Source organism: Aeromonas sp. 130281, assembly GCF_056642115.1.
Genome location: NZ_JBWVQS010000001.1, coordinates 550,632 through 566,570, shown reverse-complemented (window position 1 = coordinate 566,570; position 15,939 = coordinate 550,632). Strand labels below are relative to the sequence as shown.

The window sequence follows — 15,939 nt, the reverse complement described above, 5'->3', positions numbered from 1 at the left end:
CCAGGCTTGTTATGGGCTCATGTTGAACAATTCCCAAGCCACTGCATATGGAACCAGGTTAGAGATAACGTTCAGGGTTATGGAAGCCATTCTGCAATGAACTGTTCGATAGGGATCGGTCGACTGAACAAGTATCCCTGCAACAACTCCACACCTTGTAAGCGAAGGTAGTCCCTCTGTGCTTCAGTTTCGATGCCTTCTGCGACAAGGCGCATATTCAACGACTTGCTCAAGGTAATGAGCATGTCCAATATTGGTGCTGAGAATGAGTCAGAATTGATCATGGATACGAAATTTTTGTCAATTTTAAGATAATCAAAGTTGAATTGCTGAATGTAAGCCAGGCTGGATTGGCCTGTCCCGAAATCATCCAGGGCCAGCTGGATACCCATGTCCTTGACTAATGAAAAAAAGTGTCGTGTTTCTGCATCATCTTCCAGTAGGGTCCGTTCGGTTAATTCCAGGAACAATATATTATCGTGTTTTGGAAAATGAGATATGAATTCCTTACAATCATCTAATAAATCACTGCCATGACATTGCGGGGCGCTGATATTGAACCCAAGGTGAAAATTGGTAGGTAAATCATCGGCTTTAGCTGATAGCTTTGTTGAGACTTGTTGCATAAGACTCGATGTAATTTCATTGATGAGTCCTGAAGTCTCTGCCAATGGAATGAATAAATCAGGATTGATCACCCCTGTTACAGGATGCACCCATCTCACCAGGACCTCGGCCCCAACCAGGCTGCCAGTCTGGCCATCAACCAGTGGTTGCAAGTAGGGTACAAACTCGTTGTTATTGAGTGCTCTTCGCAGTTCATCCTTGAGTGGTAGCGGTTTTCCGGTGCGATACCATGTATATGCGGATAATATGGTCGCAATCAAAAAAAGTAATGCTACGATGTACGAGTTATTCTTTAATAAGTATATGAAAACACTATTTTTATTATACCCGGCATATATTTTATATGAGTAACGCTCGGATTGCTTGTGGATGCCACGCATATTGTCAAAGTTGGGGGGGGTATCTAGAAATGTACCTGACATATCTATCCATGCATCACCGACTTGAATGAGTAGTTCATTGTTATGCATTGCCATGCTAAGAAGGATTTTGATATAGATAGAGTCAATGATGCTGAACACCGCCATGTCTTGAGCATGGTTTTTTATTATGAGCCCACCTCTGGTCGGCATTATAGGGGTGCCGGGAACTAGCTCGAGGTGGTCATTTAAAGCTATATATACTTTTTTACCTCCAGAATATGAGCTACAGTAGGTCAAGTTGTTTTTCATGATGTTGACGCTTCTGACATAAGGCGTTGTGGCCACTGCATCGCGTAATATGGGTCTTATCTCATCACAGCTTAAGTCACCAAGCTCCAATATCTTTTTATTGACGTCGTTGGAGTAGTCCAGTGCCTGGTCAAAAATAGAGATGGCTTGTGATGCCGACATTTCAGACCAGCGTTTGAAGTCATATAATTGCTGGTAATAAAGAACGCCGAAACCTACGAGCAGGCATGACGCTGCCATGGTGACTGATGTCGATATTTGGCGAAGCGTACTGGCCGATGCAAACATATAAAACCTCATTTCATCGATCATATAAACATGGGAGGTAACGGCTCTCGCGGTGGAGAGCCGTTTATTACTGTTTCAGGTCGAGATATGTGAACGGGAAATGCTTATTGCGGCACGTTTAATCCTGCTGAAGGGAGAATGACATAGTCAGGGAAACCATCGCCATTGATATCATCCAGGCCATCATCCCCTGTCACTTCATTATTACCATTAAACACTGCGGTGTTGCTCAGCAAGGGGTTTTGACCGAGGTTGATTTCAAGGCCATCCCATACGCCATCATTATCACTGTCCGGGCGGCCTGGGATGGTGCAAGGTTGCTGGCCAACTGTGGGGTAGGGCACGACGCAGCCAGCCATTTCATCGACATTGCTGATGCCATCCCGGTCGGTGTCGACAGCCGTGTCATAAGGGACAAACTTGGCGGTCAAAATTTCATCGGCCACTGCCGAGCTGTCACCACCGGCATTGCTTTGTCCCCAAGTCACGACCGAGCCATCTTTGCGAATGGCTATTGAGGCACCGGTAGTAGAGGAGTGTTGGTTATTAAACGTAAACACAGGGTTATCGCCATTGAGCAACCCGGCTACCGTGCTCATATCGATGTAAGCGGGGTTACCAATAGTCATTACAGAGCCATCTTCGGCAAGAATATTTAAAGTCGCATTCCCTGGATAAAGTTTGACGGCACGATGACCGGCGTTAAACTCACTCACCAGACCAGAACCATATTTGCCCCAATAGACGACAGACCCATCTTCTCGAAGTGCAGCAGTAGTGCCACTAGCTTTGGTGGCAGCCACCTCCACCACCGCGACTGAGCCATCCAGCAGATGGGCTACCGCAGAGGCATCATTGTTGACTCCCCACGTCACCACAGAACCATCGCTGCGCAAGGCATTCATTGCTTGATACGCCGAGACAAGTTTGACCACTGGCACGGAGCCATCCAATAGGCTGGCCACACTGCTGCTATCGCCCCCCCAGATTGCTTCTCCCCAAGTCACTACTGAACCATCCTGGCGCAGGGCAGCAAAGGCACCACCTGTATGTTGAAATGAGATCACTGGACGGGTACTGTCATTTAGCTCTGCACTGACCGCACTGCTGTCGCCGCCGTAGTTTGCCTGCCCCCAAGTTACCACCGAACCATCGACTCGCAGTGCTGCAAAAACGCTGCCGCTCCCATCTATCAATCTTACCGGGACCGAGCCATCCAGTTGATCCGCGACCGCACTGCTGTCGCCACCAGAGGCTGCTCTCCCCCAGGTCACTACTGAACCATCCCGGCGCAAGGCCGCAAAGCTCCGTTTACCCTCGATGGACAGCACTGGGATAGTACCGTCCAGTTGACTTGCGACCGCACTGCTGTCTACATCACTCCCCCAGGTCACCACAGAGCCATCTTGTCGCAAGGCAGCAAAGGCATAATCAGCGCCGCTGATGGAGGTCACCGGTATAGTGCCGTCCAGCTGAGCCGCGACCGTACTGCTGTTGCCTCCATAGAATGAAAGTCCCCAAGTCACTACCGAACCATCGGCCCGCAAGGCCGCAAAAGCGGCGGTGGTGGTAGCTATCGATATCACAGGTATGGTGCCATCCAATTGGCTGGCCACATAGCTACTGTCACCTCCATTACTAACTTCCCCCCAAGTCACCACCGAACCATCCTGGCGCAAGGCGGCGTGGGCATATCCTGAACTGCTGACAGAAACCACCGGTGGAGTGCCTTTCTCGGCGACGACCTGGTCACAGGCCATGGCTCCGTAACTGCCGTTGCGGGCTTCCGGGATGACGCAGGCATGGATGGTGCTGTTTTCCAGCGCGGGGGCCACGGTCAGCTCGCACGCGACGCCCGCCCCGGATGTGCATGCCTGGTAGTGCACCATGCCGCTGTAATAAGCCTGGCCGTAGTAGGCAAAGACCGATTCCCCTTCAGAGGTATCGCCGCCGGTACCCGGCGTATAGCTGTAACTGGCACTCAGGGTGTTGCCCAGTGCCGGCACGCCACTGATGGTCACGGTGGCGCTGGGCGGGGTCACGCCAGAGGGGAAGGAGGGCGTCTGGGAGTTGAAGTCCGCACTGACGGTCGCGCCGTCGGTGATGCCACTGATGGCGACCGGCGTTGCCTTGACCGTCAGGGTTTTCCCGACCATGTTCGGCTTCACATCCAGCACGGCATTGGTCGCCCCCGCAATATCCACCCCCTCCAGCTGCCATTGGTAGCGGCTGATGCCTTGCACATCCCCGTCTGCATCTTCGTATTGCGCAACGGCAAACAACTTGGCCTGGGTCCCCGAGGCGCCGCCATAGACCTTCAGGGAGGTAAAGGCTGGCGCCGTGTTGTAGTTCAGCTTGAGCCAGGCGATATCGCCATGACCATAAGCGCCGTTGCTGTCGGCAGGCTCCACTGCGGCGGCCAGCTCATAGCCATCCATCGCACTGGTGACTGGCATCTCGCACGCCGCGCCGGGGGCGCAGTGCTTAAGGACTTGTATCATCCCGGCAGTATCACGCTGCAACCAGACGAAGCGGCTACTCCCTTCCGGGGTGCCGGTGGGGGAAAAATAGGTATAGCTGGCGGTGACTCGCGTCGGGTTAAGCGGCTGGTCACTGCTGGCCGAGACATCCGCACTGGGCGCCTCACTGCCGGGGGCCTGTGCCTGGGGTATGAAGGGGGTGCACACTTCGCTGCCCACCAACTCCCCGGTCAGCGCCCTTGGCGTCACACACCCCTGAATATTGGTGGCGCTTGCGCCGGTAAACTCCGCCAGCGTCAAGCCCAGGGAGGCATGGGTCTCTCCCGGAATGGCTACGCCATTACGCAGCCAACGATAGAGCGGTTTATCGGGAGCATCCCCTTCGACATCGGCATAGCGCCCGGTCAAAAACACGGTGGGGATGTCAAGCAATGCCGAATAGGTTGAGACATCCAGCGCCTGTGGTGCCGCATTGACTGGGGGCGGGGTTGTGCCGCCGTCGCCAGTGCCGAGCAACCCGGTATCCCCATTGCCGCAGCCCAACAGCAGGGCCGAGAACGCGGAAGGTAACAGTACCTTGATGGTGTCAATTTTCATTACATCGCCTTCTTATCTTGCAATACGGTGGTGGCAAAGGAGACCTCGACCCGACGGTTGGCGGCTTGCCCTGCTGGGGTGCGGTTATCCGCGACAGGGGCACGTTCTCCCATGCCTTTCACCGTTATCCGATGCGGAGATATCCCCTTGCTGACCAGATAATCGGATACGGCCATGGCGCGAGCAGCGGAGAGTTGGTCGTTGTAGGTCGCAGAGCCGCGACTGTCGGTGTGGCCGGTGATATAAATCCGGCCCGTATCGTAGCGGGTCAGTTGCGCAGCCAGCGGGGCGAGCGCGTCTGGGTGGCTCAGCTCACTGCTGTTGTCTGCAAAGGTCATGTCGCCGGACAGTGTCACTTCCCTGGTGGCGGGAGCGGCTTCCATCGCCACAGGGACGGGGGCTGCCACGGGCGCCGCCGCCTCTTGCTGACCGAAGTGATAGCTCATGCCGAGCGAGGTGTAGTGCAGGTCGGATTGACCCAGCAGGTCGGAGCCCGCGCCATCGATGTATTGATACTCGGCTCTTAGGGACAGCTCGCGTGACAATGCCCACTCCATGCCAACGGCCAGCATCGGATTCCAGGCAATGTCGGATTGATGGGTTTGGCTGGTGCCGTGTTGGGTATCTTTCTCCATGTTGAGGTAGGAGACACCTAAACGGGTATAGGCTGCCAGCGAGTCGGTCAGGCCATAATCGAAGCGCGCAGACAGTTCACTCCCCCAGAGGGATGCGGCGGCGGTCTGGTCGCCATAGCGGGCATCCGGATTGCCGTAATCCGTCAATGCCCCTTCAATGGCCAACCAGTGATTGAAGCGGTAACCCGCCAGGACGCCAGCCCCCAGCGTATCATCCTGACACTGGGTGGCATCTGCGTTGCAGGCGTCCTGAAAATGGCTCCAGCCCAGTCGAGCCCCAAGATAGGCATGTTCGTTGGACTGGTTTGTTGCCAAGGCGGCAGGGCTTATCAGGGCCGAGCTGAGCAAAACAGTGCTCAACACACTGACCGCAGGGAGTGGGGTTTTTATCATATCTATCCTCTGTATCATCCGTATCAGGGGCATAAACACGATATGTAGCAGCCCCATAAAAGACGCATCTGTGATGCGGCGAGGGGATTATATGGGTTCAAAATGCTCATTTATTGAGTAATTGCGAAATAGAATTGATTATTTAGCAAGATGCCTCTGGTAATTATCTAGTTCATTAATTGGTGACATGCCGTCCTTTTTCTGCATACATTGGCAAGCATACGCGGAAACAGTTCCATTATAATCCTGGATCAGGATCCGATTTCTATGGTTCGCATTCGGTATTTGATTATTCGTGATCACTCAAAATTTACCTGGCAAGAACCTGTACTATTACGGTGCGACCTACAAGGTAACAGTTTGGCAAGAAGATACCTGTAGTGGAATTGGACTGTATGCGAAACAGAGTAGCCTGACTTATGTATATAGTGAGTAATGTTACCTTGATGGGATATCACCAACTGGTCAATGAAATGGGGGGCGACGCAAATTTTATTTTGGCCAAGTTTGATTGGCAGGAAATTGACTTGAATGAGCCTGGCGGGTTTATATCCTATCCCAAGTACGCTGAATTATTAGAGTTGACAGCCAATTGGCTCCATCGTCCTTTGTTTGGTTTAAAGCTAGCCAGTATTCATGGACCTGAGCGACTTGAACCCTTGTCACTGGCCTTTCGTTTACAAGAGAATCTCAAGCAGGCACTCGATTATTTGTTGACTCATATCTATCTGTTTGCCTATGGGCAGATCCTGTCCGTGAGTCAGACTCATGAGCGGGTTCTGGTGGCAATAGAATATGAATTCAGCGGAGATAAGCCGTTGAATCAGTTACGCCAAGCATCCTGTCAGCATCTTTACAACTATTTGACTTCGGTACAGGTCGACGATATCGGCGAGATGAAGATCCATCTGCGCCAAGCCAGACCAGAGATACATGAGCGGCATTATGCCCATGTCAGTTTTTCTGCTGATTTTGACGGAGTCAGTTTTCCCGCCGAGTGGTTGGCGGCCTCTTTATCGGCAGGTCGGGAGCAGATACTGCAGTTTGTCGACAGATATATGAATGAGTTGACCAGTAACTTTCCTCACTCCTATTCCGAGCAGGTGTCATCTGTTGTTCATCGCTTGCTGCGAGAGGGACAATGTACCATGACCAAGGTGGCGAGCGTGCTGGGTTGCGGGGTACGTTCACTGCAGCTGAAATTACAGGAGGAGGGTAGCTCTTATAGCCTCATCTTACAGGCGTGTCGAGTCGATATGGCCTATCAGCTACTGCGAAGAAAACATATGCGAGTAACCGATATCGCCTATGAATTGGGTTTTTCTGACGTATCGACGTTCAGCAGAAAGTTTAAAAGTTGGACCGGGGTATCCCCTTTGCAATGGCAGAAAGAACAGCGGGATAACGAAAAGTATCAGGTGTAAAAACATTTACAACAGCCAGTATATGATAAACAAGCGGTTTGATATGAGTGTGAAAGTGAAACCAAGATACCTCAGAGTTGCCCATTGGTTATATGAACATCAGAGATTTATGAGTGCCCGAGAGCTTGCTCCTTTGTTCAATGTGGAGGCAAAACGAATCACTGATGATTTTGCAAGGATGCGTAAGTATCAGCATATCCTTAAGATAGAGGAGTTGAAAGTACCAATCAAGGGTGGTTACCAGTATCGGGTCAGAGTTCTGCAGATTGCATCTTACCGGATGGATGGCCGTAATTTTCCAGTCTTGAACGACCATTATATTCACCAGGGTGAAGATCAGCTCAGTCGAGTGATCACTTGGGCCGATCTGCGCTCATCCCGGTGGCGAGACCTTTAGCTTCTGGTTAATCACCGCTGAAGCTGCTTTTCAACTATTTTCGCGTTTTTTCCATTGGGTGGGGGAGAGCCCGGTCCACTCTTTGAAATTGCGGCTGAAGGTCGACACGTCGGAATAACCAAGGCGCAAGGCCATATCCGTCATGCTAGTATTTTGTTCCTTGAGGTAGTTAACTGCCAATTGCAGACGGCTCTCTTTCAAGATGCTGTTATAACTAGTATTCTGCTCCTTGAGCTTGAGCTGTAATACTCGTGGATGCATGTTCATGATCTTGGCTATGCGCTCTATGCTGCACTCTCCACTTGGCAGCAGTTCGCTGACGAGATGGGAGGCCATCGAGATCAGATTATCCGGATATGCCTGCTTCAAGCTGTTTAGCTGTGAACCGATAAAATTTATTACATGCTGCTTTTCGAATTTGAACTCTGAATTAAGCCAAACTAGAGGGAACGAGACACCATTGAATTCGGCATTGAACTTGATATGTTTCATTGCAGCATACTCTTCATTCGGTGCTGACTGGGTCAAGTGAATGGTCAATTTTCTTGTATCACCAGAGAGTCTTGCTGCAATAAGGTCATAGATCCGTTGCGCTGCCAGCTGGCATATCTGCTTGTACTCACCGTCTTTATTGAACTGGTGAGTTAGGGAAAGTTGCTGTCGACCCTCTTGTTCACTGGCGATAAAAAAGGTGCCGTTGGCATGGAGATAAAAGTTGGCCTTAATAAAGTCGATGGCATCCTTGACCGTGGGTTGTAAAAAAATAGCCAGCTCCAGTGCTCCTAGCTCATTGGGTGATTTTTCTTTCGCTAGTTTAAATCCAAATGCAGCTTCATTCGTTAACTTTGCACTGTATTCAAGCAACTGACATACGCTTTCGTGAGACAGGTAACTATTGCCATCCCGGATTTGTGCGGAGCTCATCCCTTGAGTCTGCAAGGCCTGCTGCGGGTTGCCATTAAGTGCTCTCACCAGTACCTCGTAGCCAGAGAGAATGGTACTACGGACTATGTACATTGACACGGCATCATCCTTGTTGTTTGAGCAAGCGTTGTGATTTTATGTGAGAACGTCTTCTCACGCTACTTTTAGATGGCACCCCCATGTGTGCATGAGCATGTTCTTATAGATGAGCAATGAGCTCAACATGCTAGATATGTCTGGCGCTGCGAGGGAAACATTTACTGGAAATGACGCAATGTCTCATTTTATTTTCGCAAGAGGTCAATTTCGGCGAAGAGAAATGAATTATGATTGAACTAAGTCAACAACTTCGTGCTGTATGTTGATTTGTATTGCTTTATTACTTTGCTCTTTGAAGAAAGGCTATGAGTCCTGTGTATTAGTTAATGGGTCCCATCCAAATGGACTATCACCGAATGCTACCCTGTAGTATTCGGTTTTTTTATTATGTTGATAGTCTTTGTTCTGGAATTTTAGAGGGTATGGACATTGGCAGAAGGTGTTATGGACGATAAGCCTGCATCGAACTCTGTCGGCACTTTGTTATATCGATATGCATATTTTATGACGCAGCGCCAAGATGATGCCAAGAGCATGGTCTGGCGGGTTCAGGAATGGACAAAACTGATGTCGTCACATGCACTAGGTCAGTTACCCATTATCTGGCACGTGAAAATGCTGAGGGAGTATGACTTGCATTATCGGCTTGATGAGGGGGAGACGCAGAGCAGTTGTTTCATGGTTTCCTCGCAGTAAGTGAGCTTAATGTTTCGAATAATCATCTGGTTGAGAAAACAGGAGTCGAGATAGTTGATTTACCCCTTTGTCTACGGGAGCCACTGTTATTACAAGTTGTGTTTGGCATAAGTGTTCGAGATATCGTATGACTGTTGAGAGTTACTCCCTTGAATATCGAGGAAAGAGTATTTGATGCCAACAGTAAAGTTTTCAAAAAGACCATGGTGATACATTAAGCAATCCAATACTGATTGGCTTGGCGGATTGCTGGTGCATTCTGGCGTATTCAAATCATGATGATTACCAATCCGAGAAAGAAGGTTTTCAGGCGTGTTCATTCACAGATGTCAATTCACTGATTCGTATGATATGCGACCAGCATTGCTTCCGAATAATGCGTAAGCAGAGGACGGTAATTCGTGACATATCATGGCAGGGGAAAGAGCGGCATCAGGGTGTGGAGGTCGAGCAGGGTGAAGTAGCCGCCTTCGTCTGGGTACCAGCCGCCGGTGTCTATGTAGTAGACGTTGCCAAGACGGGCCGGGCGGCCCACCGGGGTGTGGCCCACCACCAGGGCGACGAGATCCTCGACACCGCTCTCGTCCAGCCGCTCGATACGGCGCCTTGACCAGAGGCAGACGTTCTTGATGGCCCTAAGCCTGCCGCCGCTCACCCCCGCATCTAGTTGGTCCAGCAGCCCCTGCCAGGAGGGGAAGGGGCAATCGGCGTGGAGCAGCCCGACCGGGCCGGCCGGGGTGGCCACCTCGATGGCAAGGGGCAGGGTGCGGTAGTGGGCGGCGAACGCCCCCTGCTCGTCCGGGGTCAGCTGCTGAAACCAGCCGCCGCCGTTCTGGATCCAGTTCTCCCGATCGCAGCTCTCGTAGCGGCAGACGTAGTCGTCGTGATTGCCGCAGACAGGGTGAAACCAGGGCCTGGCCAGCCACTCGAGCACGGCTGTGCAGTCGGGGCCGCGATCCGTCAGATCCCCCACGGAGAAGAGGCGATCCCGAGCGGGATCGAATCCCGCCTGGTTCAGGGTCTGTTCCAGCCGTGAAAAGTAGCCGTGGATATCGCCGACGGCGAGATCCCGCCCCAGAGGATTGCGGGAGAAGCGTCTGATCAGCGGGGACGGATTCATGGCTAACCTCCTTGCCTGGTCGGTGCGCGGCAACGGCGGTTGCGCGATGACCCGTTAATGGCCTATGGATAGCTGCAGCATGGCACGCTTGGCCTCGACCTTGAAGAGGCAAACGCCGGCGTGCCCGGACGCGCCGCCTCACCGGGATAAAAAATGCCAGTCGGTGTCGACTGGCATGGTGTGATGGCGGTCCGGCGTCGGGATCAGAGCAGATCTTCGAGCTGGTACTTCTTGAGCAGGGTGTCGAAGGTGCCGTCGGCCTTGACGCTCTCGATGGCGGCATCGAAGCGGGCCTTGAGCTTGTCATCGTTCTTGCGCAGGGCCACCGCCACCCCTTCTCCCAGGATCTTGTCCTGGGTGCCGTTGAACTGGGGACCGACGAAGGCGAACTGCTTGCCCATCTCCTTGTCGAGGAAGCCCACCTTCAACTGCACCATGTTGCCGAAGGTGTAGTCGGCGCGGCTGGACTGCAGATCCAGCATGGGGGACTGGGCGTTGACGTAGCGCTTGATCTTGGCCACGTCACCGTAGCGGGCGGTGATGAAGTTGTCCTGGGGGGTGCCCTCCTGGACCGCGATCACCTTGCCCTTGAAGTGCTCAGGGGTGTCGGCAAAGTCGCCCGCCTTGTCGCTGCGCCCCACGAAGCGGTTCTGCATCATGTAGTAGACCTGGCTGAAGGCGACCTTCTGGCGCCGCTCGTCGGTGATGTTCATGGAGGACATGATGGCGTCATACTTGCGCACCTGCAGACCGGGCAGCAGGGCATCCCAGGGCTGGTTGATCACCTCGCACTCGGTCTTCATGGCCGCGCACAGGGCATAGGCGAGATCGACCTCGAAGCCGCCGAGCTTGCCGCTGCTGTCGACCATCTCGAACGGGGGATAGGTGGCGTCGGTGGCGATCACCAGGGGTTTGGCGGCGGCTTGGCCGGCGGTGGCCAGGGCCACCAGCATCATCAGTGTGTTGAGTTTCATGGTCAGTCCCTTGAAGTGTGGTGTCATTCCTAGCGTGCTAAAGGGTGCCGGCCTCAAGGGCCGACGGCTATCTTGCGATGGGCGAGGGCCGGCAGCTGGCTGCGCACCCTGCGCTGGGCCGCCAGATCCAGGGTGGCGATGGCCAGTCCCTGACCCTCCTCTACCTGGGCCAGCACCCGGCCCCAGGGATCGATGATCATGCTGTGGCCGAAGGTGCGGCGCCCGCCGGGGTGCTCACCTCCCTGGGCCGAGGCCAGCACGAAGGCCAGGTTCTCCACCGCCCGGGCCCGCAGCAGCAGCTCCCAGTGCGCGAGCCCCGTGGTGTGGGTGAAGGCGGCGGGCAGGGCGATGAAATCGGGGGCGGGCCCCAGGCGAAACAGCTCCGGGAAGCGCAGGTCATAGCAGATCCCAAAGCGCAGCAGCCCCCAGGGCAGGGGATGGCTCACCACCTCCCGGCCCGGGCTCATGGTCGCGGCCTCGTCATACTGCTCCTGCCCGGTGCAAAAGCCAAACAGGTGCAGCTTGTCGTAGCGGCTCGCGAGCTCCCCTTGCGGGTCGATGAGCAGGCTGCTGTTGTGCATCTTGCCGGGTTCGTCGCTTACGAGCGGCAATGTGCCCGCCAGCAGCCAGACTCCGAGCTCCCGGGCCAGCTCCCGGGCCCAGGCCAGCAGGGGGTGACTGCTCACGGGGGCGGCCAGGGCCACCCGCGCCCGCTCGTCAACCGGCATCAGGTAGAAGTATTCGGGCAGCAGGGCCAGCTCGGCCCCCTCGGCCGCGGCCTGGCGCAGCAGGGCCTCGGCCTGGGCCAGGTTGTGGTCGAGACTGTCCCCGGAGACCATCTGGATAACGGCAACGCGCACTGAATCCATGGTGCCTCCTAGACGCCGCACAGGCGCTCGGCGCCCGCCAGCAGGGTGTCGTCATCCTTGGAGAAGGAGAGGCGGATGACCCGCTGATCCGTGCCGTCGTGATAGAAGGCGGAGACGGGTATGGTGGCGACCCCGTGATCGCGGATGAGCCGCTGCACGAAGAGGCTGTCCGGCTCGTCGCTTACCCGCTCGTAGCTCGCCAGCATGAAGAAGCTGCCTGCCGAGGGGAGCAGGGTCAGGCGCGAATCCGCCAGGGCCGAGGTCAGCAGGTCGCGCTTGCGCTGGTAGAAGGCCGCCAGCCCCTGATAGTGGGCCGGTTGCTGCAACAGGTGGGCGAAGCCGTACTGCATGGGGGTGTCGGCGGCGAACATGGCGAACTGGTGCACCTTGCGGATCTCCTCCATCAGGGGGCGGGGCGCCACGCAGTAACCCACCCGCCAGCCGGTGACGTGGAAGGTCTTGCCGAAGGAGAAGACGGCGACGGAGCGCTCCACCAGCTCCGGATAGCGGATGACGCTCTGGTGCAGGGCGCCGTCGAACACCACGTGCTCGTACACCTCGTCCGAGAGGATCAGAATGTCGGTGCCGCGCACCAGGCGGGCGAGGCGCTCCTGATCCCCCGTCTGCCAGACGGTGCCGGTGGGGTTGTGGGGAGTGTTGAGCACTATCATGCGGGTGCGGGGGGTGATGCGGGCGGCCACCTCCTCCCAGGGAATGGCAAAGTCCGGCGCCTTGAGGGCGATCACCACAGGGGTGGCCCCCTGCAACTGGATCATGGGGCGGTAGCTGTCGAACGCCGGCTCGAACATGATCACCTCGTCGCCGGGGTGAACCAGGGCTGTGATGGCGCAGAACAGGGCCTCGCTGGCGCTGGCGGTGATGGTGACCTCCTCGCCCGCGTCATAGTGGTGGCCGTAGCTGGTCGCTATCTTGGCGGCGAGCTGCTCGCGCAGGGCGGGCAGCCCCGTCATGGGGGCATACTGGTTCTTCCCCGCCAGCATGGCCTCGTGGGTCACCAGGATGAGCTCGGGATCGCAGGGGAAGCTCGGCGCCCCCTGGGAGAGGTTGATGCTGGGATGGCGGGCGGCCAGATCCCCGATCACGCTGAAGATGGTGGTGCCCACCTGGGGCAGTTTGCTGACAATGCGGGGGGAAGACATGGCGCCGTCACCTGAGTGTGTGAAAGAGGTCCCTTTTTAGCCCCCGCAAGGGTTGCCGGACAACGGATTATTCGGCATGTTATGCATGAGTTTTTCTCAAGCATGGAGGCTTGTATGTTGTCCGCCCAACCCCGTAGCCAGTTGCCCCTCTATGGCCTGCAGGTTTTCGAGTGTTCTGCCCGCCATCTGAGTTTCACCCTGGCCGCCGACGAGCTGTGCGTGAGCCAGGGGGCGGTGAGCAAGCAGATCGCCCAGCTGGAGGCGCGCCTGGGGCACCTGCTGTTCGTGCGCGGCACCCGCTGCCTCACCTTGACCCCGGCCGCCGAGCGGTTGCTGCCCTTCGTCCGCGAAGGGCTGGCCCGCATGGGGGAGGGGCTCAGCGCCTTGCAGACCCTGCCCCACGAGCAGGCCATCAGCATCAAGGTGCCCTCCTGCGCCAGCCGCTGGTTGCTGCGGCGGTTGCAGGCGTTCGAAGGGGAGGCGGTGGAGGTGCGCGGCAGCCACAGCCACGGCATCGACTTCTCCCGGGAGCCCTTCGATCTCGCCATCGTCTATCAACCCTGCCTGGGGCGCTATCCCCACAGCCAGCCCCTGTTTCGGGAGCGGCTGACCCCGGTCTGCGCCCCGGCGTTTGCCGCCAAGCATCGCCTGTTCGAGCGCGACCTGAGCGAGCTGCCCCTGCTGCCCCTCATCCATGCCAGCGCCGATCGGCGGGACTGGCGCAACTGGTTTGCCGCCTTCCTCGACGTCCCCTGGCAGCCCCAGGGAGGGCAGTTGTTCGATACCCTGGACTTGGCGATGAATGCCGCCCTGCAGGGGTTCGGCCTCTCCCTCGGGGATCCCACCATAGTGGCCGAGGAGCTGGAGAGCGGCGCCCTGGTCGCCCCCTTTGCCCCCGTGCTGGAGACGGATCACGAATACGCCCTGCTCGCCCGCCCCGACAGCCGGCGCCACGGGGTGCAGCGGGTCTGTCACTGGCTGCTGGAGGGGGATGCGCACCCTTGAGGGGGCATTAAAAGAAACAGCCCCGCGGGCGGGGCTGTTGTCATGATGGTGGCTGCTGGCCAATTAAAGTCTCAGTGGCAGATCTTGTAGTAGACCTCGTTCCAGCGCAACTGCTCCTTGAGTTCGGGGATGCGGGTGTGCTCGTCGATCACCACGAACTCGATGCCCAGGATGTCGGCGAAGGTGCGCAGCTGCGCTATGTCCACCGATTGGGTGAACACCGAGTGGTGGGCGGCCCCCGCCAGGATCCAGGCTTCGGCGCTGGTCTGCAGGTCCGGCATGGGTTTCCACAGGGCGCTGGCCACCGGCAGTTTCGGCATGGCCTCTGGCAGGTCCACCACCTCCAGCTGATTGACCACCAGCCGGAAGCGGTTGCCCATGTCGATGAGGCTGGCGTTGACCGCCTTGCCAGCGGGGGCCGCAAACAGCAGGCGGGCCGGATCGGCCTTCTTGCCTATCCCCAGGTGCTGGGCGTCCAGCACGGGTTTGGCTGCGGCGATGGAGGGGCAGACCTCCAGCATGTGGGCTCCCAGCACCAGGTTGTTGCCCGCCTCCAGGTGGTAGGTGTAGTCCTCCATGAAGGAGGTGCCCCCCGCAAGGCCTGAGCCCATCACTTTCAGGGTGCGCAAGAGGGCGGCCGTCTTCCAGTCCCCTTCTGCCCCAAAACCGAAGCCTTGCTGCATCAGGCGCTGGCACGCCAGCCCCGGCAGCTGGTGCAGGCCGTGAAGGTCTTCGAAGGTGGTGGTGAAAGCGCCAAAACCACCGTCGGTGAGGAACTTCTTCATCCCCAGCTCCTGGCGCGCCGCCTCATACAGGGAGGCACGCAGCGGCCCGCCCGCTTGCACCGCCTCGGTCAGGGTGTAGGTTTCTTCGTATTCGGCCAGCAGCGCCTCGATGTCGCTTGCGGGGATGGCGTCGATCACCTTCACCAGATCGCCGACCGGGTGGTAGTTCACCTGATAGCCGAACTGGATCTGGGCCTCAATCTTGTCGCCCTCGGTGACCGCCACGTTGCGCATGTTGTCGCCAAAGCGGGCGATCTTCAGGTGGCGGCTGTCGTGAATGGCGGCGGCGACCCGCATCCAGTTGCCCAGCTTGCGGTGGGCCTCTTCATCCTGCCAGTGACCGACCACCACGGTGCGGGGCAGGCGCAGCCGGGCACCCATGAAGCCGAACTCACGGCCGCCGTGGGCGGTCTGGTTCAGGTTCATGAAGTCCATGTCGATCTCGCTCCACGGCAGATCCCGGTTGAACTGGGTGTGGAACTGCAGCAGGGGTTTTTGCAACTGACTCAGGGCCGGGATCCACATCTTGGCGGGGGAAAAGGTGTGCATCCACACCATGAGCCCGATGCAGCGCTGGTCGTGATTGGCATCGCGGGCCACCGCGCTTATTTCATCGAGAGTGGTGCCGGTAGGCTTGAGCACTATCTTGACCGGCAGGCCGGCGCGCTCGTTGAGCTGGCTGGTGATGGTGTGGGCGTGATCGGCCACCTGCTTCAGGGTGGCGGCGCCATACAGGTGCTGGCTGCCGACCAGGAACCACACTTCCAGCTGTTTCATCAATTCCATCTTGGTGTC

11 protein-coding genes are annotated in these 15,939 nt (G+C 56.5%); 2 read left to right on the top strand and 9 right to left on the bottom strand.

The window, feature by feature from the left end; all coding sequences use genetic code 11:
• Positions 1-77 precede the first annotated feature (77 nt).
• From AC1IN8_RS02500 to AC1IN8_RS02490, 3 genes are all read right to left on the bottom strand, one after another.
• Positions 78-1,586: an EAL domain-containing protein gene (locus AC1IN8_RS02500; RefSeq protein ID WP_479757930.1), complete on the bottom strand. Its 1,509-nt coding sequence runs from the start codon at positions 1,584-1,586 to the stop codon at positions 78-80.
• Positions 1,587-1,690: 104 nt separating this feature from the next.
• Complete coding sequence (locus tag AC1IN8_RS02495; RefSeq protein WP_479757929.1) at positions 1,691-4,663, bottom strand: hypothetical protein; 2,973 nt, start codon at positions 4,661-4,663, stop codon at positions 1,691-1,693.
• A complete protein-coding gene (locus AC1IN8_RS02490; RefSeq protein ID WP_319913790.1) occupies positions 4,663-5,691 on the bottom strand; it encodes an OmpA family protein in 1,029 nt (342 codons plus the stop codon). The genes AC1IN8_RS02495 and AC1IN8_RS02490 overlap by 1 nt, the downstream gene beginning before the upstream one ends.
• 446 nt (positions 5,692-6,137) lie before the next feature.
• Here AC1IN8_RS02490 and AC1IN8_RS02485 point away from each other — a divergent pair, with 446 nt between their 5' ends.
• A complete protein-coding gene (locus tag AC1IN8_RS02485) occupies positions 6,138-7,115 on the top strand; it encodes a helix-turn-helix transcriptional regulator (RefSeq protein ID WP_479757928.1) in 978 nt (325 codons plus the stop codon).
• A 427-nt stretch (positions 7,116-7,542) separates the two neighbouring features.
• Here AC1IN8_RS02485 and AC1IN8_RS02480 read toward each other — a convergent pair whose 3' ends face one another.
• The 5 genes from AC1IN8_RS02480 to AC1IN8_RS02460 all read right to left on the bottom strand — a co-directional run bounded on the left by AC1IN8_RS02480 (position 7,543) and on the right by AC1IN8_RS02460 (position 13,354).
• Positions 7,543-8,529 carry a helix-turn-helix transcriptional regulator gene (locus AC1IN8_RS02480; RefSeq protein ID WP_479757927.1) on the bottom strand — a complete coding sequence of 329 codons (987 nt, stop codon included), beginning with the start codon at positions 8,527-8,529 and terminating at the stop codon, positions 7,543-7,545.
• 1,111 nt (positions 8,530-9,640) lie between these two features.
• Positions 9,641-10,351, bottom strand: coding sequence for a metallophosphoesterase (locus AC1IN8_RS02475; RefSeq protein ID WP_319913787.1), 711 nt, complete (start codon positions 10,349-10,351; stop codon positions 9,641-9,643).
• A gap of 203 nt (positions 10,352-10,554) precedes the next feature.
• Positions 10,555-11,325, bottom strand: a complete 771-nt coding sequence (locus AC1IN8_RS02470; protein WP_247626352.1) for an ABC transporter substrate-binding protein — start codon at positions 11,323-11,325, stop codon at positions 10,555-10,557.
• 53 nt (positions 11,326-11,378) lie between these two features.
• Positions 11,379-12,194 carry a carbon-nitrogen hydrolase family protein gene (locus AC1IN8_RS02465; protein WP_479757926.1) on the bottom strand — a complete coding sequence of 272 codons (816 nt, stop codon included), beginning with the start codon at positions 12,192-12,194 and terminating at the stop codon, positions 11,379-11,381.
• An 8-nt stretch (positions 12,195-12,202) separates the two neighbouring features.
• Complete coding sequence (locus AC1IN8_RS02460; RefSeq protein ID WP_479757925.1) at positions 12,203-13,354, bottom strand: methionine aminotransferase; 1,152 nt, start codon at positions 13,352-13,354, stop codon at positions 12,203-12,205.
• 114 nt (positions 13,355-13,468) lie between these two features.
• On the opposite strand from AC1IN8_RS02460, the gene AC1IN8_RS02455 reads away from it, so the two are divergent.
• The gene (locus AC1IN8_RS02455) at positions 13,469-14,359 is read left to right on the top strand and encodes a LysR family transcriptional regulator (protein WP_479757924.1); all 891 of its coding nucleotides are present in this window, start codon (positions 13,469-13,471) and stop codon (positions 14,357-14,359) included.
• A gap of 71 nt (positions 14,360-14,430) precedes the next feature.
• Here AC1IN8_RS02455 and araA read toward each other — a convergent pair whose 3' ends face one another.
• Positions 14,431-15,930, bottom strand: coding sequence for an L-arabinose isomerase (araA, locus tag AC1IN8_RS02450; RefSeq protein ID WP_479757923.1), 1,500 nt, complete (start codon positions 15,928-15,930; stop codon positions 14,431-14,433).
• Between the last annotated feature and the right edge of the window lie 9 nt (positions 15,931-15,939).